This window comes from Pseudoalteromonas distincta, from assembly GCF_000814675.1.
GTDB lineage: Bacteria > Pseudomonadota > Gammaproteobacteria > Enterobacterales > Alteromonadaceae > Pseudoalteromonas > Pseudoalteromonas distincta.
On sequence record NZ_JWIG01000029.1, the window covers coordinates 21,383 to 45,274 of the forward strand.

A 23,892-nucleotide genomic window follows, 5' to 3' on the forward strand; every position below is an offset into this window, starting at 1 on the left:
CCGGAGCGCAAAATGTCAGTAACACTACAAATAACAAAATCTAATGTGGCTGTACTTGTGTTAAGTCGCCCAGAAAAAAGAAACGCATTTAACAGTGAAGTAATACACGAACTGATTCAGTGTATTGAACATGCAAATACGCTTGATATTCGTGCTTTGGTTTTAAAAACTGAGGGTAAACACTTTTCAGCTGGCGCCGATTTAGCTTGGATGAAATCAATGGCTGATAACAACTATGCCGATAACCTAGCTGATTCAATGCAATTAGCTAAGTTGATGCAGGTATTGGCAAGCTCGCCGCATCCTACAATTTGTGCTGTGCAAGGTGCTGCTTTTGGTGGTGCACTAGGCTTAATTGCCTGTTGCGACATAGCCCTTAGTAAAGACGATGCGCAATTTTGTTTAAGTGAAGTAAAGCTGGGTCTTATTCCGGCGGTTATTAGCCCGTATGTCATTAAAGCCATTGGTGAGCGCGCTGCTCGCAGGTACTTTTTAACGGCTGAAGTGTTTGATGCACATACTGCTAAGCAACTTGGTTTAATTCATCAAGTAACCGGTAATTTAGACTGTGCACTCGATAATATGCTGCAAACACTGATTGATAACGGACCTGTTGCAGTAAAAGCCGCAAAAGCATTAATTAACGATGTAGCAAATAAACCAATAACCGATGAACTCATTGAGCTTACCGCAGAGCGTATTGCAAAAATTCGCGTATCTGAAGAAGGTCAAGAAGGGCTAAGTGCTTTTTTTGATAAACGCCCACCCGCTTGGCAACTGTAGGATTGATTATGAACACACAACGATTACAAAAAATACTGATTGCCAATCGTGGAGAAATTGCGTGCCGTGTAATGCGCAGCGCAAAACAAATGGGCTTAACCACGGTCGCGGTTTATTCTGATGCAGACAAACATGCCCAGCACGTAAAAATGGCTGACGAGGCTTACCATATTGGTGCCGCGCCAAGTAAAGATTCGTATTTAGTAGCAGACAAAATTTTACAAGTTGCCAAAGACTGCGGCGCTGATTCTATTCATCCAGGCTATGGTTTTTTATCTGAGAACAGCGAATTTGCTAAAGCCTGCGAAGCTAATAACATTGCTTTTATAGGGCCACCAGCAAGCAGTATTGAAGCAATGGGGTCTAAAACCCGCGCTAAAGAAATAATGGCAGCTGCTAATGTGCCATTAGTACCTGGTTATTATGGCGATAAACAAGACCCTACTTTTTTACAAAGTGAAGCTGAAAAAATTGGCTACCCTGTACTAATTAAAGCCGCCTTTGGTGGTGGTGGTAAAGGCATGCGCGTTGTGCAAAAAGCAAAAGACTTTATGAGCGCACTACAAGGTGCGCAACGTGAAGCGATTGCCGGTTTTGGTAACGACTTAGTGTTATTAGAGCGCTATGTAAACCAGCCTCGCCATGTTGAAGTGCAAGTATTTGCAGATAACCATGGCAACTGTGTTTATTTAGGCGATCGTGATTGTTCTTTGCAACGTCGTCATCAAAAAGTAATTGAAGAAGCCCCTGCTCCGGGTTTATCTGACGAACTACGCAAAGAAATGGGCGAAGCGGCTGTACGTTGTGCACTGGCTATAAATTATAGAGGCGCAGGTACGGTTGAGTTTTTACTGTGTGGCGATGAATTTTTCTTTATGGAAATGAATACGCGCCTTCAAGTAGAACACCCTGTGACCGAAATGGTAACGGGTGTAGATTTAGTCAATTGGCAAATTAATATTGCGGGTGGGCAAACTTTGCCACTGACACAAAGTGATATTCAATTGCAGGGTCATAGCTTTGAAGCACGTATATACGCAGAAGATCCAGCCAACGACTTTATTCCGTGCTCAGGCACTATTGAAGCACTACACACACCGCTTAACAGTGAATTTGTACGCATTGATACAGGCATTGCACAAGGCGACGAAATCAGCCCGTTTTACGATCCAATGATTGCAAAACTTATTGTGCACGACGACAATCGCGAACAAGCACTGAGCCGCTTACAACAAGCCCTTGAGCAATTTCATTTAGCGGGTTTTAGCACTAACATTGGCTTTTTACATAATTTAGCAAGCCACCCTACCTTTAAACAAGGTGCGCCAAGCACACACTTTATTGCAGAGCAAGGCGACTCGTTAGTTGCGGTTGACGAATCGTTATTACAAACGAGCCAGCTTATTGCTGCTTTTGCATATTTAGAATCGCTAACTAATACCCAAAATGCGCAAAACAGTGCAAGCCCGTGGCAACAACTGAGTGGTTTTACACTCAATGCACCACAAGTAATTACAGTCCCTTTTGCCGATTTACAGCTAAGCGCTATAAAAACGGCAGCGGGCTATAGTATTACGCATAGCGAGCACGTATTTAACCTACAAGGCACATTAAATAATAATCTGTGCAGTGTATTTATTAATGGCGAAAAACATACCGCGCACGTAACTACGGTAGGTAATAATACTGTTGGCAATAGTACTGGTGGCAATATTGTCACTGTTATGAATAAAGCACTGCAAACTAAGCTTGAGCTAGTTGATAAACATTATATTAGTTCGCACGAAAGCGAAGCACTGCCTCTTGCCGCGCCCCTTAATGGCACAGTAGTTAAGCACTTAATCGACATTGGTAGCACAATTACCAAAGGCGATGCGGTTGTTATTATCGAAGCCATGAAAATGGAATACACGCTTAACGCACCACACGACGGCATTTTAAAAAGCTATTGTTTTGGTGAAGGCGAATTAGTAACGCATGGTGCTCTGCTTGCTATAGTAGAAGATACAACTGAGGAAGGTGCATAATGAGTGCCTTTCCAACTAAAGTACGTATTGTTGAAGTTGGTGCGCGAGACGGCCTACAAAACGAAAAAACAGTAAGCACAGCCGATAAAGTAGCGCTTATTAACGCCCTAAGTGCTGCAGGTTTAAAAGATATTGAAGCTGGTGCGTTTGTCTCTCCTAAGTGGGTGCCGCAAATGGCAGACTCAGCGGATGTAATATCAGCGCTAGATTTACCTGACGTAAATTTAAGTGCCCTTACACCTAACTTAAAAGGTGCACAAGCAGCGCATGCTGTTGGCATTAAAGAGTTTGCTATATTTACAGCTGCGAGTGAGTCGTTTTGTCAAAAAAATATCAACTGCTCAATAGACGAAAGTATTGAACGTTTTAGCGAAGTAATGGCGTTTGCTAAAGCGAATAATATTCGCGTACGTGGTTATGTAAGCTGTGTGCTAGGTTGCCCTTATGAGGGTGAAATTGACCCACAAGCAGTACTGAGTGTATCGCAAAAGCTATTAGATTTAGGCTGTTACGAAGTAAGCCTTGGCGATACCATAGGTGTTGGCACCGCAAAAAAAGTAACGCAATTAATCGAGTTACTTTTAACGCACATTGATAAAGCCAAGTTGGCCGTGCATTTTCATGATACATACGGCCAAGCGCTCACAAATATTTACGCAGCTTTAAGCCTAGGTATTGCAACGGTTGACGCGGCAGTTGCGGGCCTTGGTGGCTGTCCTTATGCTAAGGGTGCGTCAGGAAATGTTGCCACCGAAGATGTAGTTTACTTACTGCAAGGGCTTGGCATTGAACACTCAATTGATTTACAAAGGTTAAGTGAGGCTGGCTGGGAGATAACCAAAGCACTTGGTAAGCAACCTGTGAGCAAAGTATCTGTGGCACTACACACAAAATAACCTGAGCTCTGGATAATAAATCTATCTCGAGCAGCTATTTTCAGCACTAACTGCGTTGAATTTACTTGCAATAGGCCAGCTATTGACGCGTAAATTCGCCTTGTTTTCACTGAAAATCTCTGGCTAGAGAAAATAAATTTAAATATCACCCTGATTCATATGTTAGTAAATCTATTAACCAGAGTTCAGGTTAAATAGCTATCTTATGAAATGATGATTCACGATAGTTAACAATAAATAGCACACAATGAGGAGAGACTCATGGCCGGTTTTGATAAGGTAGTTTCTAGTTACGAAGCTGCAATGGAAGGATTAAAAGACGGCGATACCATTATTGCCGGTGGTTTTGGTTTATGTGGTATTCCTGAGGGCTTAATTAAACAAATTAAGCACATGCAAACAAAAAACTTAACCGTAGTATCTAATAACTGTGGTGTTGATGACTTTGGTTTAGGTATTTTATTACAAGACAAACAAATTAAAAAAGTAGTTGCCTCGTACGTTGGCGAAAATGCCCTATTCGAGCAGCAGTTATTAAGTGGCGAAATTGATGTAGAGCTTACGCCTCAAGGTACACTAGCTGAAAAAATGCGTGCTGGTGGCGCGGGTATACCTGCGTTTTACACCGCAACCGGTTACGGTACTCCAGTTGCTGAAGGCAAAGACGTAAAAGAGTTTAATGGTCGCCCGTATATTTTAGAAGAATCTATAACGGGTGAATTTGCTATTGTTAAAGCGTGGAAAGCCGACCGCTTTGGTAATTTAGTGTTTAGACACACCGCCATGAACTTTAATCCAATGGCGGCAACAGCGGGCAAAATTACCGTTGCCGAAGTAGAAGAAATTGTAGAACCGGGTGAGCTTGAGCCAAGCCAAATTCATACCCCAGGTATTTTTGTAAATCGCGTTATTAAAGGCAGCTTTGAAAAACGCATTGAACGTGTAACAACACGAGATTAAGCAGGAGCATAATTATGGCATTATCACGTGAACAAGTTGCAATGCGCGTTGCACAAGAACTTCAAGACGGTTACTACGTAAATTTGGGCATAGGAATTCCGACACTCGTCGCAAACTATGTACCAGATGATATTGAAGTTATGTTACAGTCCGAAAATGGCCTTTTAGGCATGGGCCCGTACCCAACTAAAGCAGAGCTAGACGCCGATATGATTAACGCGGGTAAAGAAACCGTGACAGCAGCCACAGGTGCAGCCATATTTAATAGTGCAGATAGTTTTGCCATGATACGGGGTGGTCATGTAGACTTAACCGTTCTGGGTGCATTTGAAGTTGACCAGAACGGCAACATCGCATCGTGGATGATCCCTAAAAAGCTGATCAAAGGCATGGGTGGCGCGATGGATTTAGTCGCTGGCGCGAAAAATATTATTGTTACTATGACCCATGCAAGTAAGCATGGTGACTCTAAACTATTAGAGGCCTGCTCTTTACCGCTTACTGGCGTTAATTGCGTAAAAAAAATAGTAACAGATTTAGCCGTATTAGAAGTTAAAGACGGCGCATTTCATCTATTAGAACGTGCTCCGGGCGTATCTGTTGATGAAATCATTAGTAAAACAGCAGGTAAATTACTTGTTGACGGTGAAGTTCCAGAAATGGTTTTTTAGGCTTTAGCTTAAAATAACGCTTTACCCTGTACCGACCTCATTCCCAGTGCCAATGGCGCTGAGTTACCCAAAATCCCTCTTACGAGGGATTTTTTTTATCTTTTGTCATTATTTTTACCGTCATTCATACATCTGTAGTAAATTTTATCTATAATACAAATATAAATTAAATGTAAGCGCTTAGATTCTTTGCACTATTTTGTGGATAGCCTGCACCCTTTTTGTGAACTAGCGTTAATTTTATTTTTAACCTACTGATATTTAAACATTAAATAGTTGGTTCAAATTTTGCCTAAGTAAGGCGTCTCAATAAATTAAATAATTCTGGAAAACATGCAAACTCCTATTCGTGGCCTTCGCTCTTTTTGCTTTGCCGCAAGAAGCCTAAGTTTTAAGCATGCAGCTAATGAGCTGTACTTAACTCCGTCTGCGGTAAGCCATCAAATAAAACAACTTGAAGAACAACTTGGTATTGAGCTTTTTCAACGTAAAACGCGTTCAATTAGCTTAACCACAGCGGGTAAAAACTTTTTTGATGCTGTGTCTCCTATCATCACAATGTTAGAGAGCACCATTAATGAATTTAGTCAGATGCAGCAAAATACAAATTTGACGATTACCCTGCCTGAATTTTTTGCCAGCGAACTACTCATGCCTAAATTAAGTGAGTGGACGTCAGAACACCCTAATATAAACCTGCAAATGGACACGCTTAAAACACGCAAAGAATTAACGCGTCATAGCGATTTATCTATTGTATTGTCCTCTGGTAAACCTACTGAAGGGTTAGCGACTGAGTTGTTTAACCTTGAATATATTCCTGCATGTAATAAAAAATTGCTCGACCAGTGGAAGGACGATCATCGTCAAGCGCTTAACCAAGTTCCGCTAATACTGCACAAAGCTCGCCCTTGGGCATGGCATCAGTGGGCTGAAAAAGCAGGGATTGATGATTTTTCTCCTTCGCAGATTATTCAAATAGATAGCATGTTTGGTGTAGCGCGTGCAGCGCAGCAAGGCATGGGCATTGCACTTATCCCTCTGCCTATTAGCCAAAGCTGGCTAGATGAGCAATGGCTTTACAAGTTATTCGAACAGCCTTTAACAACTAAAGATAAATACTATTTAGTGCAGCACGAATCAAGCACGCCTAATCACCCGCTTGATTTATTTGCGAAGTGGGTTGTAAATACGTTTAGAAAAATCCAAGAATAATCCCCTATTAAGTGAGTCCAGTAATACAACCAACTCTGTGTTGTATTACTGAACTCGTCTAATACCAACCTGCATAAATCTTTGATCAATTTAACGAATTAAATTGCACTATTACGTCGTTAAAAGTTTTTTATTTACGACTGCATGGATGTAGGAGGTAGAGCAATGCAGGGAGCAATTGCCGAGAACAACTAGATAAAAAAATTTTTGCCTAGTTCTAGCGTAATTTTCTTAACGTTAAATAGACCCCATATATAAGCAGATTGGTATAACTCCCTGCAAATTTGAATAATATTTTTTTAATTAAATACATAAACTTAGCGCCACACATTAGACTAAAGTCTATAGTTTAATTTTTTTCACTCATTGGTTTCGTTTTTATCGTTTGTCGAAAATCAAGTTAAATATTAAAGTTGCTTTATCAGCTCAAAACAACTTAGTTAAATTGTTTCTTAAGAGCAATAAATGCAACCTTTAGAGTTCTAGTAACTCAAACGTAGCAGTGAAAAGAATCTTATATTGTGTGTGTAAGATGTTGTCAGTGTGAAAAAGCGGTTCAAGTTAGGTGGTGACTTGGCTTGAACTGTTTTTATTTTTGGCGCAAACCACATGGTATGCAATACAAAGCTACCAAAGCGTAGTAAACAGAATCTTTATATTGTGTGTGAAGATGTTGTCAGTGTGAAAAAGCGGTTCAAGTTAGGTGGTGACTTAGCTTGAACTGTTTTTATTTTTGGCGCAAACCACATGGTATGCAATACAAAGCTACCAAAGCGTAGTAAACAGAATCTTTATATTGTGTGTGAAGATGTTGTCAGTGTGAAAAAGCGGTTCAAGTTAGGTGGTGACTTGGCTTGAACTGTTTTTATTTTTGGCGCAAACCACATGATATGCAATATAAGTTTAATACTTTTAAAAGCCCCGTAAGTTATAACTTACGGGGCTTTTTTAGTTAATTTTTAATTTGATATTCTTTTTTTAATTTACTTATTTGCACTTTATGTGAAATCAAGAAGGTATTAAATTTCTTGATTATGTCAGGGTAGTCAATCGACGATAATAAAAAGGCTTGTAAATCTGTCGGCAATTCGTTTTGAAAATAAACAGGTCGGGTTAATTTAAAGTATTTTAGGAGGTTATAATTTAATACATCGTTAGAAATGTAAATACACTCCACCCGCTCTTTTAAAAGCAACTCTATTAATTCAATTACGTTAGCTGTTTCTATTAACTCAACGTTTTCATTATTCATTAACGGTTTAAAGCTTTGAGGCGTAAACCCTCTTACCGTTGCAAAACTAATGCATTCATCAATAGTGATATTTTTATTTAAACTCGCAATGCCCGTTTTAGTCACAACGGTTGGCTGCGAATAAATAATTTTATTTACATCAATAAATGAAGCTTTGTAGCTTGGTTTCCAGCTAGGGTTATCTGGATACTTAAAGTCGACATGGCGATGTTCCACAAATTCTTTGTAAAGTCGATTAATAGGTAGTGTGTAAAACTCAAACTTAAAGTCATGCTGCTGGGCAAACAAGGTAAGTAACTTTTGACTGAAACCATAATAGTCGCGGTTATCAGCCCCACTACCATCGTAGTATGGAAGGTATTCTATATTCTCTACGCCTACTACGTAATGAGTCGCTGATTTAGCGTTGTTTATTAAAAGCAGTAAAGCGAATGGCAAATATATTAACTGCGTTGCTATTTTTTTTAATTGATTCATTAATAACCTAAGTAATATTATTGACGATTAGCTGCACGCTTGAATTTTAACAAATTTGCAAAGATTATGATAAGCCTATTTTGTTTTATGCAAAAAAAAGCCTGATTAAAATCAGGCTTCGCAAAGAAAGGGTTTAGCTTTTATCTCTCGGTACAAAATCAAGGACTGTTGCATTAATACAGTAACGATCGCGACCTCTTGGACCTTCACCTGGAAATAAATGTCCTAAGTGTATGCCTGTACTTTTAGAGCGAAGCTCAATGCGTGTCATCCCCCAGCTGCTATCGTCGTGCTGTGTTACGTTGTTTTTTACAGGATGAGTAAACGACAACCAACCAGTACCTGAGTTAAACCTATCGCTTGTATCAAATAGTGGCTCGCCACTTAATTTATCAACAAAAGTGCCGTCTGGTGTATTTTTAAACTCTTTGTACTCTTTACAGTAAGGTCTATCTGTTCGTGCATCAAATGCAACTTTATAAGCATCACTGTTACCTAATTTAAAAGCGCCTAATGCTTTATAAAACTCTTCAGGCGTTGCATAACCTTGACGGCCATATACCTCAATACCATTTTCTAAAAACAAAATGGTCGGTGTTGCCCACGTGGCTGACTTAATAGTTAAATCATCAAGTTGGTCAGCATGGCGAAACGACATTGGTATTGTCCCTTTGTAATCATTTGCGACTGCTTTTTTAAACTTTTCACAGTATGGGCAGTATTCACGTGAATCTAAGACTACGATTTGTTTCCCTGATAATAAAGCCGTGTTATCTACTTTTTCTACAGGTGTTTTATTAAAAACAACACCGGTAGAATGATCGGGACAATAGCCATTAGGGTTCTTTTCTAAATAATTTTGATGATACTCTTCTGCCGATACAAAACCTTGAAGCGGTTTAATAACTGTTTCAATTTTGCCATAGCTTGCATCAGTTAAAAGCTGCTGATATTGCGATTTAACTTGCTCAGCTACTTTAGCTTGTGCATCAGTAGTCGTTAATACAATTGAGCGATATTGAGTACCAATGTCGTTACCTTGGCGATTTTTTTGTGTAGGGTCGTGACTTTCAAAATAGTTTTTTAAGAGATCTTCTGCTGAAATTATATTGCTGTTATACATAACTTGTACAACTTCAGCATAATTGTTCTCGTCAAAACGACGAGACTGATCAGTAATATTTCTGTAGGTAGCTTTAAAGCCATTGCCGTCAGCGTACCCCGATTCAGCATCAATAACGCCATTAAGCGCTTCGTAGCGTTTTTCGGCTCCCCAAAAACAACCCGATCCAAGTACAATGGTTTCTACATGCATGGTGGCTTCTACATTACTGTGCTCAACCTTTTCCATAGATAAAGCAAAGCTGCCTGCGCTAAATATAATAGCAGCGCCTGATAAATATAATAAATGCTGGTGTTTCATAAAGTACCTCTTAAACAAGTGCGTGCTAACTAAGACCTCCTTATCCTAATTTTCATTTCAACCTAATTACTTATTTAGTACGAAGCGTATTAAGTTTTGGTCCTCAATAAGTTAAATACGATTATTTGAATATAAAACTACTCTTAAAGTAAGTTGGGCAATAAACATAACCACTTAGTCGCAATGGTGTAAATAAATTAATAAAACTGTGTTACGTTTAAATAATGTTGTACAAATAGGTTTATTTAATGAAGCCAGCTCCTCATATTTATGCATTAACAAACAGTAGTTTACTGTTTGATGCATCGCATTTAGACGCTACAGATAGACTCTCTATTCAAAAGAAAATTTGGGCTTTAGCTAGCCACTGTAAAAGCACTGATGAATTTAGCGATTTGGTGCCCGCCATGAACTCGCTCACTCTTTATTTAAAATCAGATAAACACTTAAATAAGTGGTTACAAGTGCTACCTTCGCTGTGGAATGATATTAAAACGAGTACTTTTAAGGGGCAGCATCACTTAATCAAAACCTCATACAAGGGTGAGGACATTAATTACGTGGCTCGCTATCATAATTTAAGTGCCGATGAAGTTATTAATATTCATAGTAAAACCAAGTACTACGTTTTATTTTTAGGCTTTCAGCCCGGTTTTGCTTACCTACATGGCTTAAATGAGCAATTACATACACCAAGACGTGATGAGCCACGTACTAGGGTTCCTAAAGGCTCTGTTGCGATAGGAGCTGCACAAACCGGCATTTACCCCGCAGATACCCCAGGTGGTTGGCATATAATAGGTCATACAGATACTGTTTTGTTTGATTCGACCTCTGAGCAACCTTGTTTAATTCAACCAGGCGATACGCTTGAATTTGTTCCGCTCGTAAATAAAGGAGCAAATCATGATTAAAGTACTTAAAAGTGGTGTATTACTTACAATTCAAGATTTTGGCCGTGAGGGCTACCGCCATTTAGGTGTAAGCAAAGCGGGCAGCCTAGACCCTTATGCACAAATAATTGCTAATAGATTACTTAACAATAACGACAATGATGCCGTTTTAGAAATAACTGTAGGTTTGTGCGAACTGGAATTTACCTGCGACACAGTAATAGCGCTTCATGGTGCAGATTTGCAAGCAACCCTTGATGGACATGCAATTTATCCTGGTTGGACATACGCACTAAAAAACAAACAAGTCCTAAGTTTTGCTACTGGTAGAGCAGGCTTAAGAGCTTATTTAGCAGTGAAAGGCGGTATACAAAATGCTGAGGTTATGGGTTCTAAATCTACAGATTTAAACGCATGTTTTGGTGGTTTTGAAGGTAGATCTCTCACCACTGGTGATGAAATACCTATTACTCCTTATTATGGAGAGTTTATAAAGGTAGGCGCAATTGCTCCCGCCCAGCGCAAACTTATACGCCTGCATCCAAGTCCTCATGCCGACTTATTAGGCGAGACTTTACTTAGCAACTTTGTGTCTACCGCTTTTAAAGTCAGCAATAATAGTAACCGAATGGGTGTAAGGCTTGAGCATAAAAATAATTTGGGGCATTCGCACTCTTTGCCATCATTAGGGGTGAGCCCTGGGAGTATTCAACTGCCACCAAGTGGAGAGCCAATTGTGTTACTAAATGATGGCCAAACTACAGGGGGCTACCCTCTGCTAGGGACTGTTATTGAAGCCGACTTACGTCAATTTGCACAGTTTAGACCTTTAGATACTGTTGAGTTTAAATATGTAACGTTTGAAGAAGCAGCGAAGGCGAAGCAGAAACTTGACGGACACCTACATCAATTGAGCCTTGCACTTAAAAATACATTATAAAAATATTCTAAAAATAAATAGGAAAACTATGTTCGACTTAAATTGTTGGCCCTGATAATCGTTTTATGCTGGTTGTTTTGTATTGTGTAGGTATGGCATTTTTAATTGGAGGTCATGGGCGCAAGCCCAGCTCCATTAGTTGCGCTCGGCATGTATAGCGGCTATTGCAGTATGTTAATGACGCCTATGGCAGCAAATTAAATATTATTCCTACAGCTCTTTTAGACTTAAAAGATAAGTGCTATGTAATAAAGGTTCAAATTCAGACGGCAGTTACCTTACTCGCCGTTAATATTATTTTAATGTATAGCTTGGTGTGTAATGACTAAATCAACTTCTTCTATGGCGTGTGTATTAATAACCGGCTTTGCGCCTTTTGGTAGCGAAACTATCAATCCTTCTTGGCAAGCAGTGCAAAAACTTGATGAAACTATCATCATGAAACACAAAATATGTACACTAGAACTTGCCTGTGAGTTTAATACGTCTATTAGTCAGCTTATAAACGCCATTGAGTCACATAATCCGGCGGTTGTTTTATGTATAGGCCAAGCCGGTGGGCGCAGCGAAATATCAATTGAGCGTATTGCAATAAACGTTGACGATGCACGTATTAAAGACAATGCAGGTAAGCAGCCTGTCGATACACCAATAGAAAAAAATGGCCCTGATGCCTATTTCACTAACTTGCCAATAAAGCGTATGTTACAAGCACTGCACAACAGCAATATACCTGCTGCCATTTCCAATACGGCAGGTACGTATGTATGCAATCACGTTATGTATGGCCTTATGCATTACATAAATGATCACTACGCTGTAATGAAAGGTGGCTTTGTGCATATTCCTTATTTACCAAGCCAAGCTGTGCACCACAATGGCGCACCAAGCATGTGTGAAGACACTGTTATTAGCGCGCTAAAAGTGATGATTGCACAAGCTTTGAACAATAATAACGACGTAAAAATAACAGCAGGCACCACGCATTGACCACTTTGGTGCAGTTACATATAACTTGGTGCATAAATTATTCTTAATTAATTGTAAAAGCTATGTGACTTGAGTAATTTTTTCTGATAAAACAAGGTTTCGCAGCACAGCAAATTGGCTTTGCTGCACACATAATAGGAATGAGGAGTTACTATGTGTTCAATTTTTGGGGTATTAGATATTAAATCTGATCCCGCTCAATTGCGTACCCAAGCAATTGAAATGTCAAAGCTGCTTAGACACCGTGGCCCCGATTGGTCTGGTGTATATGCATCTGAAAAAGCTATTTTAGTACATGAGCGTTTAGCTATTGTTGGTGTATCAAGCGGTGCACAGCCTTTATACAATCCTGAAAAAACAAATATTTTAGCGGTTAATGGCGAGATTTATAATCATAAAGAACTTGCAGCAGAGCTAGATGTTGATTTTACTTTTCAAACTCAATCAGACTGTGAAGTTATTTTAGCGCTTTATAAACAAAAAGGGCCTGACTTTTTAGATGATCTAAATGGCATTTTTGCATTTTGTTTATACGATGAAGAAAATGACGCTTACTTAATTGGCCGTGACCATATTGGTATTATCCCGCTTTACACTGGTCACGACGAGCACGGTAACTTTTACGTTGCTTCTGAGTTAAAAGCACTTTCTCCAATTTGTAAGCATATTGAAGAATTTCCACCAGGGCATTACCTGTACAGCAAAGATGGCAAAATCACGCCTTATTACAAGCGTGATTGGGAAACATTTGATGCAGTTAAAGATAACAGCGCACAAGCGCAAGACGTTAAAGATGCATTAGAAGCGGCCGTTAAACGCCAGCTAATGTGTGACGTGCCTTACGGTGTATTACTTTCTGGTGGTTTAGACTCATCGGTTATCTCTGCTATTACCCAGCGCTTTGCTGCCAAACGTATTGAAGATAACGACGAAAGCGATGCATGGTGGCCTAAGCTGCATTCTTTTTCAGTAGGCCTTGAGGGTTCACCTGATTTAGCCGCTGCCCAAAAAGTAGCTGACATGATTGGCACTATTCACCACCCTATCATTTTTACCATTCAAGAAGGTATTGATGCTTTGCGTGAAGTGATTTACCACATTGAAACGTATGATGTAACAACAATTCGTGCCTCTACACCTATGTACTTAATGGCTCGCCAAATTAAAGCGATGGGCATTAAAATGGTGTTATCTGGCGAAGGTGCTGATGAGCTATTTGGTGGTTACTTATACTTCCATAAAGCCCCTAACGCACAAGAGTTTCATGAAGAGCTAAACCGTAAAGTATCAAAACTGCATATGTTTGACTGTTTACGTGCTAATAAATCAATGGCAGCATGGGGCGTTGAAGCACGTGTACCGTTCCTTGATAAAGAATTTGTTGATGTTGCTATGCGTATCAACCCTGAAGCCAAAATGTGTAAAGATGGCAAAATTGAAAAACACATTTTACGTGAAGGTTTTGATGGCTACTTGCCTGATGAAGTTTTATGGCGCCAAAAAGAGCAATTTTCAGACGGTGTTGGTTACAGTTGGATTGATACGTTAAAAGAGTTTGTAAATGAGCAAGTGAGCGATCAAGAGCTTGCAAATGCTAAATTTAAATACCCTATTAATACGCCAGATTCAAAAGAAGCTTACTACTACCGTACTATTTTTGAATCGCACTTTCCGGGTGATGCATCAGCTAAATGTGTACCGCATGGTAAATCGGTAGCGTGTTCGACTCCTGAAGCACTTGCATGGGACGCATCGTTCCAAAACAATGCAGATCCATCAGGTCGTGCTGCGGGCGTTCATAACGACGCGTATGCAAGCAAAGGATAACACTCTTTGTTTAACGAAGCGTAAGCCCAAATGGCTTACGCTTCGCTTTATAAAACTCACTTCCACCGAATCTGTTTTTTATAGCCCTGCAAATAACTTAAAAGGCTCTAGTGCTTTAATTGTTATTTATAAAATTGGGTTAACATCAAAAACAATGCAATATATTGCATCACAATCAAACCACCCTGCTACCGTATTTTTAAATCAAAATGAGATAACTAAACGCCATTGTAATATTCGCTGGTTTAACCAAACAAGTGAAATTAAACGCTGTGGGCATGGTACTTTAGCGGCCGCTAATTTTTTAATAAAATATTTTGGTTATTGCCCTGAAGTATTTACATCAATGAGCCATGAGCGCTTTACTATAAGAGTAAAAAAACAACGCGCCCAGTTGTTACTAAAAAGTATAGAGCCTAAAAAAAGCGAATTAGCTAAAGGTGAGTTACAAAGTGTGTTTTCATTAGCAATAAAAGCAGCCTACAGTGCCGGCGAAAATAACGGTTATACGGTTGTGTTATTTAATGAAGAATTTAATAAAGAATTTAGTAAAGAGTTTAGTAAAGACGTTGAAAAAGACGATTTAAAAAGCTTACATGTTGATTTTAAGGCTTTGAGTAAACTCCACAAAAATGCAGTTATAGCGCTTAGTATAAAAAATAAAGACAAGAAAAATGCCATAGCGCATTTTAGATATTTTGCCCCCCAGTTTGGAGTAAATGAGGACAGTGCAACGGGCTCTGCGATATCTGTTATTGCCCCCCTTCTATTTAGACTGCATGGTTTAAATAAAGCCAAGCTTATACAGCAATCAAATAATGGCGCATTGCTAAGCTATGAGCTTAACAATGCTAAAGTTGTCATTTACTAGGGCGTGTTGACCTTTGCGAATTGAAATTTGTTCAATCTAGGGGCGATTAAATCGCGGCGCGAGGTTTGTAACCTAGTGGGCTAAGTAAAAATCGAACAACAAAGAGTTTATCGCCCCTAGGCAGAACCCGAAGGGCAGCACATGTTTGGCATTTATGTTGCGTTATCGCCTATTTATGTGGAATAACCACACTTCATAGGCTCTGCCTTGCCTAAAAACCAAACATATTGCTGCAAATTCAACTATCAAAGATCAACACGCCCTAAACATATTAAGTAAACGTTTAAAGCGGCCTTAATAAGCACAATGCAAAATAGTTACTATCGTCTTGCCATGTTTGCTCTAACTTTAAATTAGCTTGCGCTGCAAGCTGCTTAAACGATTCGAGCGTGTACTTGTGAGAGTTTTCTGTATGGATACTTTCGCCTTCAATAAAGTCTATTTGCTGATCATTTATAATCACGCTTTGATTACAGTTACTTACTAAATGCATTTCAATGCGGCTATGTTGCTCGTTAAAGCGTGACTCGTGGCTAAAGTTATCTAAATTAAATGTGCCACTTAGCTCGTTATTAATACGTTGTAGTAAATTTTTATTAAATGCAGCGGTGATTCCCGCTTTATCGTTATATGCATCAAGTAACACTTGGTGCTCTTTTACTAAATCAACCCCAATTAATACATAACCGTTTACACCACATAAGCGATGGAAATTATTCATAATTTCTATGGCTTTAACTGGGGCAAAATTACCAAGAGTAGAGCCTGGAAAATACACCAAATTGGTTTGACTGTCTAAAGCGGTGTCTTTGGTTAGCTGTTTAACCATTTGGCTATGTGTAAAGTCTCCTAGTAATGGCGAAATTGCCAAATCTGGAAATAATGGCGACAAATGTGCAAGTGAATAACTGAGCATCTCCTCAGAAATTTCAAATGGTACGAAGGTTTTTACGTTTGCCATGTGCGCTAATAAATACGCGACCTTTTTACCCGAACCACACCCGGGCTCAATAATAGAAAGGTTTTCAGGTAGCATTTGAGCAATTGACTGCGAGTATTGCTCTAAAATAGACAACTCCGTACGTGTAACATAATACTCTTGTAAGGATGTTATTTGCTCGAATAATGCAGCACCTTTATCATCGTAAAAATACTTACACGGAAGCGTTTTTTGTTGTTGAGTTAATCCGCTTATCACGTCGTTTAAAAATTCAGTGTCGGTTATGTTACTTTGTTTAATCGCTGTTACTTGGCTCATACTATATCCTTAGCTAGTCTTATCCCGCTGCACATCCACGCTTGATGTGGGTAATAAAAATTTCGGTATGTTTGTCGTAAATGGTTTTGAGGGGTAAACACACACCCGCCCCGTAACACCATTTGGTTATTCATAAATTTACCATTGTATTCCCCTGCTACTCCTTCAATAGGCTTAAAACCGGGGTATGGCAAATATGCACTGTTTGTCCATTGCCAACATGAATCCGTTAACTGGTTTATTTCAGTATCATCTTTTGCTTGTTGTGGTGTTAGGTAGTTATTATTAGTGTCTGTTAAAGGTGTATTTTTAGCTGCATATTCCCACTCGAACTCTGTAGGCAAGCGAGCCTTTACAAAATTAGCGTAGGCGCTGGCCTCAAAATAACTAACATGGCTGATGGGGGCACTTAAATTTAATGGCTGCAATCCATAGTGTGTAAACTCAAACCATTCGTTATTTATGCAATGCATATATAATGGGTGCGTTAAACGAGAGTTTTGAATATGCGCCCAACCGTCGCTTAACCAATATTGTGGATTGCTATATCCACCGGCATTTATAAAGTCTAAATATTCACCATTAGTGACCAATCTATTAGCAAAACTGAATGGATGAATTAGTACTTGGTGTTTGGGGCACTCGTTATCATATGCAAATTCATCGTCGGCATTTGTGCCAATATTAATAATAGCTTGTTCAAAATTGATAAAATTAAGGGGTTTAATATCAGCTGATTTTTTTTGGCTATTTAAAAGCGATGTTTTATATTGAGGAAATAATGGATTTACTGAAAAGTTATATTTGATGTCCATAAGCATTAGTTCTTGATGCTGTTGCTCGTGGTTTAACCCAAGTTCAATAATATCTTTAATGTGCGGGTCAACGTCAGTCTTAAGTAATTCAATCACACGGCTATCTACATATTCTCTGTAAGCTAGCACTTCGTCTAAACCTGGCCTAGATAAGCTTCCTCTGTTTGCCCGTTTAAATTGCTCTCCAATCCCATTGTAGTAAGAATTAAAAAGCATTTTATAGTGAGGGTTAAACACTGCGTAATGTTTACAATGAACACTAAGTAAAAACGTTTCAAAAAACCACGTGGTATGCGCTAAATGCCATTTAGTGGGACTAGCATCAGCCATAGCTTGTAATTGGCAATCTTCTACAGTGAGTGGTTCAATAATAGCTAGGCTTTCGTCTCTAACGCTGCAAAAGCGTTTAACAAGTTCTTTTTGATTGGTATCGTTTGTAACGCTTTCACGCATAATAGTATTAATCCTTTGCCTATCTATTTATAAAATATAGCTTAGTGTTGTGTTAAATCATATTCATATTACAACTTGATTAAAGATGCTTATCGGCTTATAAATTTATAATAGCCTTGAAGAGAAATTCGCTCTTTGCTAGCCGGCTTTTGATTATTTTTATTTGCATGCAAGCATGAAAAATAACGCATAAGCTGTTACCGAACCGCTAAGCTATAAATCTAGGAGCGATTAAATCGCGACTAGACTTAACAAATTTCAATCCTAAAAGACTAACAAGCCCTAATATTTAAGCATTAATTAAGCTACTTAAAAATGATCTTTTTTTACTTAACCAAGTAAATTAATACTTTTAATAGCAAACTAAATTTTAACGTTCACTGAATTTTTAAATTTAGGGCTTTTAAATGAAATAATCATGAATTTGGCCATATAAACAGCGTTTTAAATACAAATTCATTTACATTTAATATTTAACTCATACACTACTAGCTGTATGATCACGCTTCAAATTAGTTAGTCTTCAAATAATTACGGTATTACTTTTTACCTAATATTTAAAGACTAATGTAATTCGATATGACGCCGAATTTATTTTGGCTTGTTAGGACAACTAAAGAGGTATTGCATGAAGGAAAATCATGACAAATATAGTATTGACAACACGGATTACACCGTAGGTCAGGACAACGTACAAAAGTGGGGATTTGATATTCACAACCCTGTTTTTGGAACTAGTGCGGGCCTGATTGTCATCTTTTTAATCGCCATACTTGTTACCGACCCACAAACTGCAAAAACAGCGCTTGATAGTATCAAGACCGATATTATTAATAATTTTGATGCCCTATTCATGTGGGCTGCTAACTTCTTTGTACTCTTTTGTTTAGCACTTATTGTTTCTCCTTACGGTAATATTCGCCTTGGTGGTGATGACGCTAAACCTTCTCACTCTCGCGTTTCATGGCTTGCTATGTTATTTGCTGCGGGTATGGGTATCGGCCTTATGTTTTGGGGCGTTGCTGAACCAGTTGCTTACTTTACTGGTTGGTACGAAACACCGCTTAATGTAGCCGCTAATACACCAGAAGCTGCAAAATTAGCAATGGGCGCAACTATGTTTCATTGGGGTCTTCACCCTTGGGCTATTTACGCAGTTGTTGGTTTATCTCTTGCGTTTTTTACCTATAACAAAGGTTTACCGCTTTCAATTCGTTCTATTTTTTACCCTATATTAGGTGATAGAGCGTGGGGGTGGCCTGGTCATATCATTGATATCTTAGCTGTACTTGCTACGTTATTTGGCCTTGCAACATCTTTAGGTTTAGGTGCGCAGCAAGCTTCTGCAGGTATTAACCATGTATTTGGTACAGAAGGTGGCATTGGCTCTCAAATTTTAGTTATTGCGGGTGTAACACTTTTAGCCATAGTCTCTGTGGTTCGTGGTATTGACGGTGGTGTGAAGCTACTAAGTAATGTAAATATGCTAATTGCGTTTTCATTATTATTGTTTGTATGTTTAGTAGGCTTTGCCGTAGCAATGGGTAATGTACCAACTACCGTGATGGGCTATGTAGAAAATATTATTCCATTGAGTAATCCTCACGGTCGTGAAGACGAAACATGGATGCATGGTTGGACTGTGTTTTACTGGGCTTGGTGGATTTCCTGGTCACCGTTTGTAGGTATGTTTATCGCGCGTGTATCACGTGGTCGTACAATTCGTGAATTCTTAATTGCGGTTTTACTTATCCCTACTCTAGTTACTGTTTTATGGATGTCTATTTACGGCGGTATTGCTATTGATCAAGTAGTTAATGGTGTTGGTGCGTTAGGCACTAATGGTTTAACTGAAGTACCTTTAGCTATGTTCCAAATGCTTGATGAATTACCTCTATCTAATATTTTATCGTTTATTGCAATTTTATTAGTGTTGGTATTTTTCATTACGTCATCTGACTCTGGTTCATTAGTAATTGATTCAATTACAGCTGGCGGTAAAATTGATGCACCGGTACCACAACGTATATTTTGGGCATCGGTTGAGGGCGCAATTGCAGCTGCTTTACTTTGGATTGGTGGCACACAAGCAATTGAAGCACTACAAGCAGGCGCTGTCTCTACAGGGTTGCCATTTACTATTGTATTATTATTTATGTGTTTAAGCTTAGTTTTAGGTTTACGAACTGAGCCTCGCCCAGTTAAATAATATTTCTAGTAAGTAATACTTTTAATTAGTAACGAAAACGCCGCAATTTTTGCGGCGTTTTTTTGTTTAGTCATTAAAAGCTAGAGCCACAGCTCTGAGATTGGAGTATCTACACGATAATGATAACTCAGCTGCGCTTGTAAAAGTTCTGCTGTAGCAAGTGCATCCGTTAACGCATTGTGATTTTGATATGCTGGTAGGGAATAACGCGCACGGCAATCTGTTAGCCTAAGAGAACCTAATTTTGTGTTAAACAATCGCCCTAATAACCCCTGCCTTGCTTTTAGTGCTCTTTTTTCTATTTCCATTGTATCAACAAGTGCAAACTCAATACCTTCTTTAAGCCTTAACAATAACGCATTATTTAAAAAGTGACGTTCTATTGCGGCATAATGCACCACGACAACTTTACCACTGAGCGCTTCAAGTAAAGGCTCTATAATTTGATTAAAGTCGGGGGCGTCGTCCACCTCAGAGTGCGTTATTCCATGTATTAAAATAGACTCTTCATGAAGGTTTCGCCTAGGCTGCACAACCCAATGCCGACTGTGCTTACAATAAATGCGCTCTAAATTGAACGGCACTAAACCAACACTCACTATATCGTCGTTTTGGCTATTTAAGCCTGTTGTTTCAAAATCCATTGCTACAAAAGGCACGTCTTTTATTGCAGCTTTGTCTTGATTATAAGCACCCGCATAAAAGTGTTTTAGGAGTTTATTTTTGGTGCTATTGGCAAGCTCGTTATACCTAGCTTGCCAATCAATTGCTTTATGATTACGCGGATTCATAGGCTACTTCACACCAGAGTTTGCTGTGTAGCTAAATTTTAAATAGCTTTGTGCTTTTTCTAAAATGGCGAACGCCTCTTTTAAGTTTCGTTGCTCGAACGGAGAAAGTAAATGTGGATCTAAGTCGTTATCGGGCTCTTCGCCCTTCTCTATTTGCCACGCTTGATGGCGAATTCGCATCATGGCAATATACTCAAGTGCATCACGTAAATCTTGCGCTTTACCCTGTGGTAAAAGTTTCGCTTCAATAATGTCTTCTAGCCGCTCAAACGAATTTTGTTTACGCGAACCAATAGCTAATGCGTGCACGCGAATAACATCAGAAAGAGGTGCAGTCCCTCTTCGCTTTAAGTTCATTGAACGCTTATGTTGGCCATTATGCTCCATAACAAAGCCTTTAAAGAAACCAAGTGGAGGTGTTCTATTTCTAGCATTTGCTGCCATATTAGCTAAAAATACGCGATTTACTTTACTTTGTTTTGCTATAAATATTTTAAGCTCGTCGGCCCACTTGGTTTTACCCCACACACCGTCTAAGTCAAAAAATATAGAACTATTAAGCAATGCTTGTGGTTTTGGCTGCGCTATCCAATCTGCAAATTGATCGAACCACTGTGAGCGAGTTTTACGCCATTTTTTAAACGACGCCATAATTTCTCCATCACAGTAGGTGTAACCACACTGCGCTAAACCATCACACACAAAATCGGCAATATTTTGAAAATACGCGTTATGTTTTTCGTCGTCATAACTGTCATCTAAAATAAGCGCGTTGTCTTGATCGGTTACAATAAGTTGCTCGTCTCGAGCCATTGAGCCCAGAGCAATAAAACAGTAAGGCACAGGAGGTGGCCCAAACTTTTCTTCTGCTAATACAAGTAGTCTTTGTTTAAATGTACGCCCTATAACAGCCATGGCTGTACCAACCATGTGTGAGTTTGCATCTTCATTCACCATACGAACAAACACATTGGGCAATTGGCGTGCATAATGCGCCAAATCCTCTATTGTTTGTTGAGCCAGTATGCCACGTACAAGTAATAAGCTGCTTTGGGATTCATAACGCAAAATATCAGAGAGGGAGATAACGCCTATTGGGCGTCTTTTTTGTACTACTGGCAAATGATGTAAGTTATCTCTAAGCATGGCCAATACAGCTTCGAAAATATAGTCATTAGCATCTAATAGTACTAAGTTAGTGGACATAATGTCTTTTGCTTGCGTGTTAAAGGCAAGCCCTTTAGCCACTACTTTAGTGCGTAAATCCCTATCGGTTATTATACCAACTACTTGTCCATCATCTTCTTCTGGGTCATCATTTATGGGTTTATTTACATCGGTTACCAACACTGATGATACCGCCTCTTCGGTCATTAATTTAGCGATATCTTGTATCGTAGAGGTTGCATCTACGGTAACTACATCTCTGTGAATTAATGATTTTACCTTCGCGGTTGTCAGGTCATTGCCATCGGCTTGTTCGACAATAGCTTGATGCAAACGCACGTTACCGTCTGTTTCGAAGTAATCAGCAAACGCATCAAACTCATCACAGTAACGATTAAATAGCTCGACATTTATGCAATATACTAACGTATCTTCAAGAGCAGTTGCAGGAAAACGTACCTTACGGTTCATCAATAAACCCATTTGACCAAATATACCTGCGGTAGCCAAACGATTATACAGCTCGCCATTTCGGCGGTACATTTCTACAGAGCCACTTCTAATTACATACAAATCAGAAATGTCTTGTCCAAAACTCAATATATCTGTTTTTGCTCTAAAATAAGCAACTTCTACTTGTTGAGCTAGCTCATTAAGCGCTTTTTGAGGTAAGTCATCAAAAGGAGGATGTTGTGCTAAAAATTGTGCGATTTCAACTTGTTCGGCTTGCATAAATCCCTTCCTGTATGCGCATTAAAATGACTAAATCTATTTTGCAGATTAACACTATCATCGGGGTGTGAAAACAATTACTGTACAAATTTAGGCACAAAAAAAGAGCCTAAATAGACTCTTTAAATGTAATACTTATTGTATAAATTTATTTACCGCGCTGAGCGTCTTTTTGGGCTTTTTTAGCTTCTTTACGTTGCTGTAAAACAGCTTGTGCTTCATTACCAATATGGCCTTCACCACGCGCTTGCGCTAATTCTATTTGCTTTTGGCGCTCTGCAAAACGTGCGCGTTGTTCATCCGTAACTTCTTCAATACAATGATGACAAGAGACGCCCTCCATGTATTCAGGCTTTAACTTTTCGTCTTCTGTAATTGGCATACGACACGCGTGGCATTGATCATAAGAGCCTTTTTGTAGGTCATGATCAACCGCAACGCGATTATCAAATACAAAACACTCGCCTTCCCACATGGTTTCTTCTTTTGGCACTTCTTCTAGGTATTTTAAGATACCGCCTTCAAGGTGATAAACTTCATCAAAACCTTGCTCTTTCATGTAGGCTGTCGATTTTTCGCAGCGGATACCGCCGGTACAAAACATCGCCACTTTTTTGTGTTTTTCAGGGTCTAAGTTTTCTTTTGCCCACTGTGGAAATTCGCGGAACGTTTTGGTATTTGGATCGACCGCATTTTGAAATGTACCAATTTCAATTTCGTAATCATTACGTGTATCAATTAAAATTACTTCAGGGTCAGATATAAGTGCGTTCCACTCATTTGGCTTAACATAGCTACCCACAACTTTAAGCGGATCTACGCCTTCAACGCCCATTGTTACAATTTCTTTTTTTAGTTTTACTTTAGTGCGGTAAAACGGACATTCATCGTCGTAAGATTCTTTTGTAACGATGTTTTTTAAATTTGGTTGCTCATCTAGCCATGCTAATAAGTTGTCTATCCCTTCACGTTTTGCAGAAACAGTGCCGTTTATACCTTCGGCAGCGAGCAATAAAGTACCGCGTACTTCATTTGCTTCCATCACTTCTAGTAATGGCTTACGGATAGCTTCAAATTCAGGTAAACCTACAAACTTATACAGCGCACATACTACAAAGTGATCGCCCGTTACATTATCTTTATGAACAACAGTCATTATATTTCCTATTTTGCCTTGTTAGCCAGTATTGGCGTTTACCGAATCGTAAATCCGGCGCATATGGGGCGCGTATTTTACGCTTT

General features: G+C 39.1%; 19 protein-coding genes and 1 pseudogene. 13 read left to right on the forward strand and 7 right to left on the reverse strand.

Going from position 1 to position 23,892, the window contains the following annotated elements:
- Positions 1 to 12 precede the first annotated feature (12 nt).
- The 6 genes from QT16_RS17630 (at position 13) to QT16_RS17655 (ending at position 6,552) form a co-directional block, all read left to right on the forward strand.
- Positions 13 to 783 (forward strand): enoyl-CoA hydratase/isomerase family protein, encoded by a 771-nt coding sequence (locus tag QT16_RS17630; RefSeq protein ID WP_039489743.1) that lies wholly within the window; start codon positions 13 to 15, stop codon positions 781 to 783.
- Between the two features lie 8 nt (positions 784 to 791).
- On the forward strand, positions 792 to 2,810 hold the full coding sequence (locus tag QT16_RS17635; RefSeq protein WP_039489745.1) for an acetyl/propionyl/methylcrotonyl-CoA carboxylase subunit alpha: 2,019 nt from the start codon (positions 792 to 794) through the stop codon (positions 2,808 to 2,810).
- On the forward strand, positions 2,810 to 3,706 hold the full coding sequence (locus QT16_RS17640) for a hydroxymethylglutaryl-CoA lyase (RefSeq protein WP_039489747.1): 897 nt from the start codon (positions 2,810 to 2,812) through the stop codon (positions 3,704 to 3,706). The genes QT16_RS17635 and QT16_RS17640 overlap by 1 nt, the downstream gene beginning before the upstream one ends.
- Before the next feature lie 261 nt (positions 3,707 to 3,967).
- Positions 3,968 to 4,666, forward strand: a complete 699-nt coding sequence (locus tag QT16_RS17645) for a CoA transferase subunit A (protein ID WP_008135270.1) — start codon at positions 3,968 to 3,970, stop codon at positions 4,664 to 4,666.
- Between the two features lie 14 nt (positions 4,667 to 4,680).
- Complete coding sequence (locus QT16_RS17650) at positions 4,681 to 5,337, forward strand: CoA transferase subunit B (protein ID WP_039489749.1); 657 nt, start codon at positions 4,681 to 4,683, stop codon at positions 5,335 to 5,337.
- 333 nt (positions 5,338 to 5,670) lie between these two features.
- Positions 5,671 to 6,552 (forward strand): LysR family transcriptional regulator, encoded by an 882-nt coding sequence (locus QT16_RS17655; protein ID WP_039489751.1) that lies wholly within the window; start codon positions 5,671 to 5,673, stop codon positions 6,550 to 6,552.
- A 952-nt stretch (positions 6,553 to 7,504) separates the two neighbouring features.
- Here the strand turns inward: QT16_RS17655 and QT16_RS17660 are convergent.
- The gene (locus tag QT16_RS17660) at positions 7,505 to 8,281 is read right to left on the reverse strand and encodes a transporter substrate-binding domain-containing protein (protein ID WP_039489753.1); all 777 of its coding nucleotides are present in this window, start codon (positions 8,279 to 8,281) and stop codon (positions 7,505 to 7,507) included.
- Between the two features lie 133 nt (positions 8,282 to 8,414).
- Positions 8,415 to 9,704 carry a peptide-methionine (S)-S-oxide reductase MsrA gene (msrA, locus tag QT16_RS17665; RefSeq protein ID WP_039489755.1) on the reverse strand — a complete coding sequence of 430 codons (1,290 nt, stop codon included), beginning with the start codon at positions 9,702 to 9,704 and terminating at the stop codon, positions 8,415 to 8,417.
- A 248-nt stretch (positions 9,705 to 9,952) separates the two neighbouring features.
- Between msrA and pxpB the strand changes: the two genes are divergently transcribed.
- The 6 genes and pseudogenes from pxpB to QT16_RS17690 all read left to right on the forward strand — a co-directional run bounded on the left by pxpB (position 9,953) and on the right by QT16_RS17690 (position 15,225).
- Positions 9,953 to 10,618 (forward strand): 5-oxoprolinase subunit PxpB, encoded by a 666-nt coding sequence (gene pxpB, locus QT16_RS17670; RefSeq protein ID WP_039489757.1) that lies wholly within the window; start codon positions 9,953 to 9,955, stop codon positions 10,616 to 10,618.
- A complete protein-coding gene (locus QT16_RS17675; protein WP_039489760.1) occupies positions 10,611 to 11,537 on the forward strand; it encodes a 5-oxoprolinase subunit C family protein in 927 nt (308 codons plus the stop codon). Before pxpB ends, QT16_RS17675 begins: the two co-directional genes overlap by 8 nt.
- Before the next feature lie 44 nt (positions 11,538 to 11,581).
- A pseudogene (locus QT16_RS21105) lies at positions 11,582 to 11,866 on the forward strand (5-oxoproline transporter, DUF979 family subunit); the annotation flags it as partial.
- A complete protein-coding gene (pcp, locus tag QT16_RS17680) occupies positions 11,859 to 12,527 on the forward strand; it encodes a pyroglutamyl-peptidase I (protein WP_082007364.1) in 669 nt (222 codons plus the stop codon). The pseudogene QT16_RS21105 and the gene pcp, both read left to right, overlap by 8 nt.
- 153 nt (positions 12,528 to 12,680) lie before the next feature.
- Positions 12,681 to 14,354: an asparagine synthase B gene (gene asnB / locus QT16_RS17685; RefSeq protein WP_039489762.1), complete on the forward strand. Its 1,674-nt coding sequence runs from the start codon at positions 12,681 to 12,683 to the stop codon at positions 14,352 to 14,354.
- Positions 14,338 to 15,225: a PhzF family phenazine biosynthesis protein gene (locus QT16_RS17690; protein ID WP_039489764.1), complete on the forward strand. Its 888-nt coding sequence runs from the start codon at positions 14,338 to 14,340 to the stop codon at positions 15,223 to 15,225. Before asnB ends, QT16_RS17690 begins: the two co-directional genes overlap by 17 nt.
- 283 nt (positions 15,226 to 15,508) lie before the next feature.
- Here the strand turns inward: QT16_RS17690 and egtD are convergent, their stop codons facing one another.
- Entirely contained in the window at positions 15,509 to 16,483 is a 975-nt protein-coding gene (gene egtD / locus QT16_RS17695) for an L-histidine N(alpha)-methyltransferase (protein ID WP_039489766.1), read from the reverse strand.
- Complete coding sequence (gene egtB / locus QT16_RS17700) at positions 16,480 to 17,751, reverse strand: ergothioneine biosynthesis protein EgtB (RefSeq protein ID WP_039489769.1); 1,272 nt, start codon at positions 17,749 to 17,751, stop codon at positions 16,480 to 16,482. Before egtB ends, egtD begins: the two co-directional genes overlap by 4 nt.
- A gap of 628 nt (positions 17,752 to 18,379) precedes the next feature.
- On the opposite strand from egtB, the gene QT16_RS17705 reads away from it, so the two are divergent.
- Positions 18,380 to 19,960: a BCCT family transporter gene (locus tag QT16_RS17705; RefSeq protein WP_007376589.1), complete on the forward strand. Its 1,581-nt coding sequence runs from the start codon at positions 18,380 to 18,382 to the stop codon at positions 19,958 to 19,960.
- Positions 19,961 to 20,040: 80 nt separating this feature from the next.
- Here the strand turns inward: QT16_RS17705 and QT16_RS17710 are convergent, their stop codons facing one another.
- From QT16_RS17710 to trhO, 3 genes are all read right to left on the reverse strand, one after another.
- Entirely contained in the window at positions 20,041 to 20,751 is a 711-nt protein-coding gene (locus QT16_RS17710; RefSeq protein ID WP_024595068.1) for a 3'-5' exonuclease, read from the reverse strand.
- A gap of 3 nt (positions 20,752 to 20,754) precedes the next feature.
- Positions 20,755 to 22,650, reverse strand: a complete 1,896-nt coding sequence (locus tag QT16_RS17715) for a DUF294 nucleotidyltransferase-like domain-containing protein (protein ID WP_039489770.1) — start codon at positions 22,648 to 22,650, stop codon at positions 20,755 to 20,757.
- Between the two features lie 148 nt (positions 22,651 to 22,798).
- Positions 22,799 to 23,806, reverse strand: coding sequence for an oxygen-dependent tRNA uridine(34) hydroxylase TrhO (gene trhO / locus QT16_RS17720; RefSeq protein WP_002961191.1), 1,008 nt, complete (start codon positions 23,804 to 23,806; stop codon positions 22,799 to 22,801).
- Positions 23,807 to 23,892: the final 86 nt, after the last annotated feature.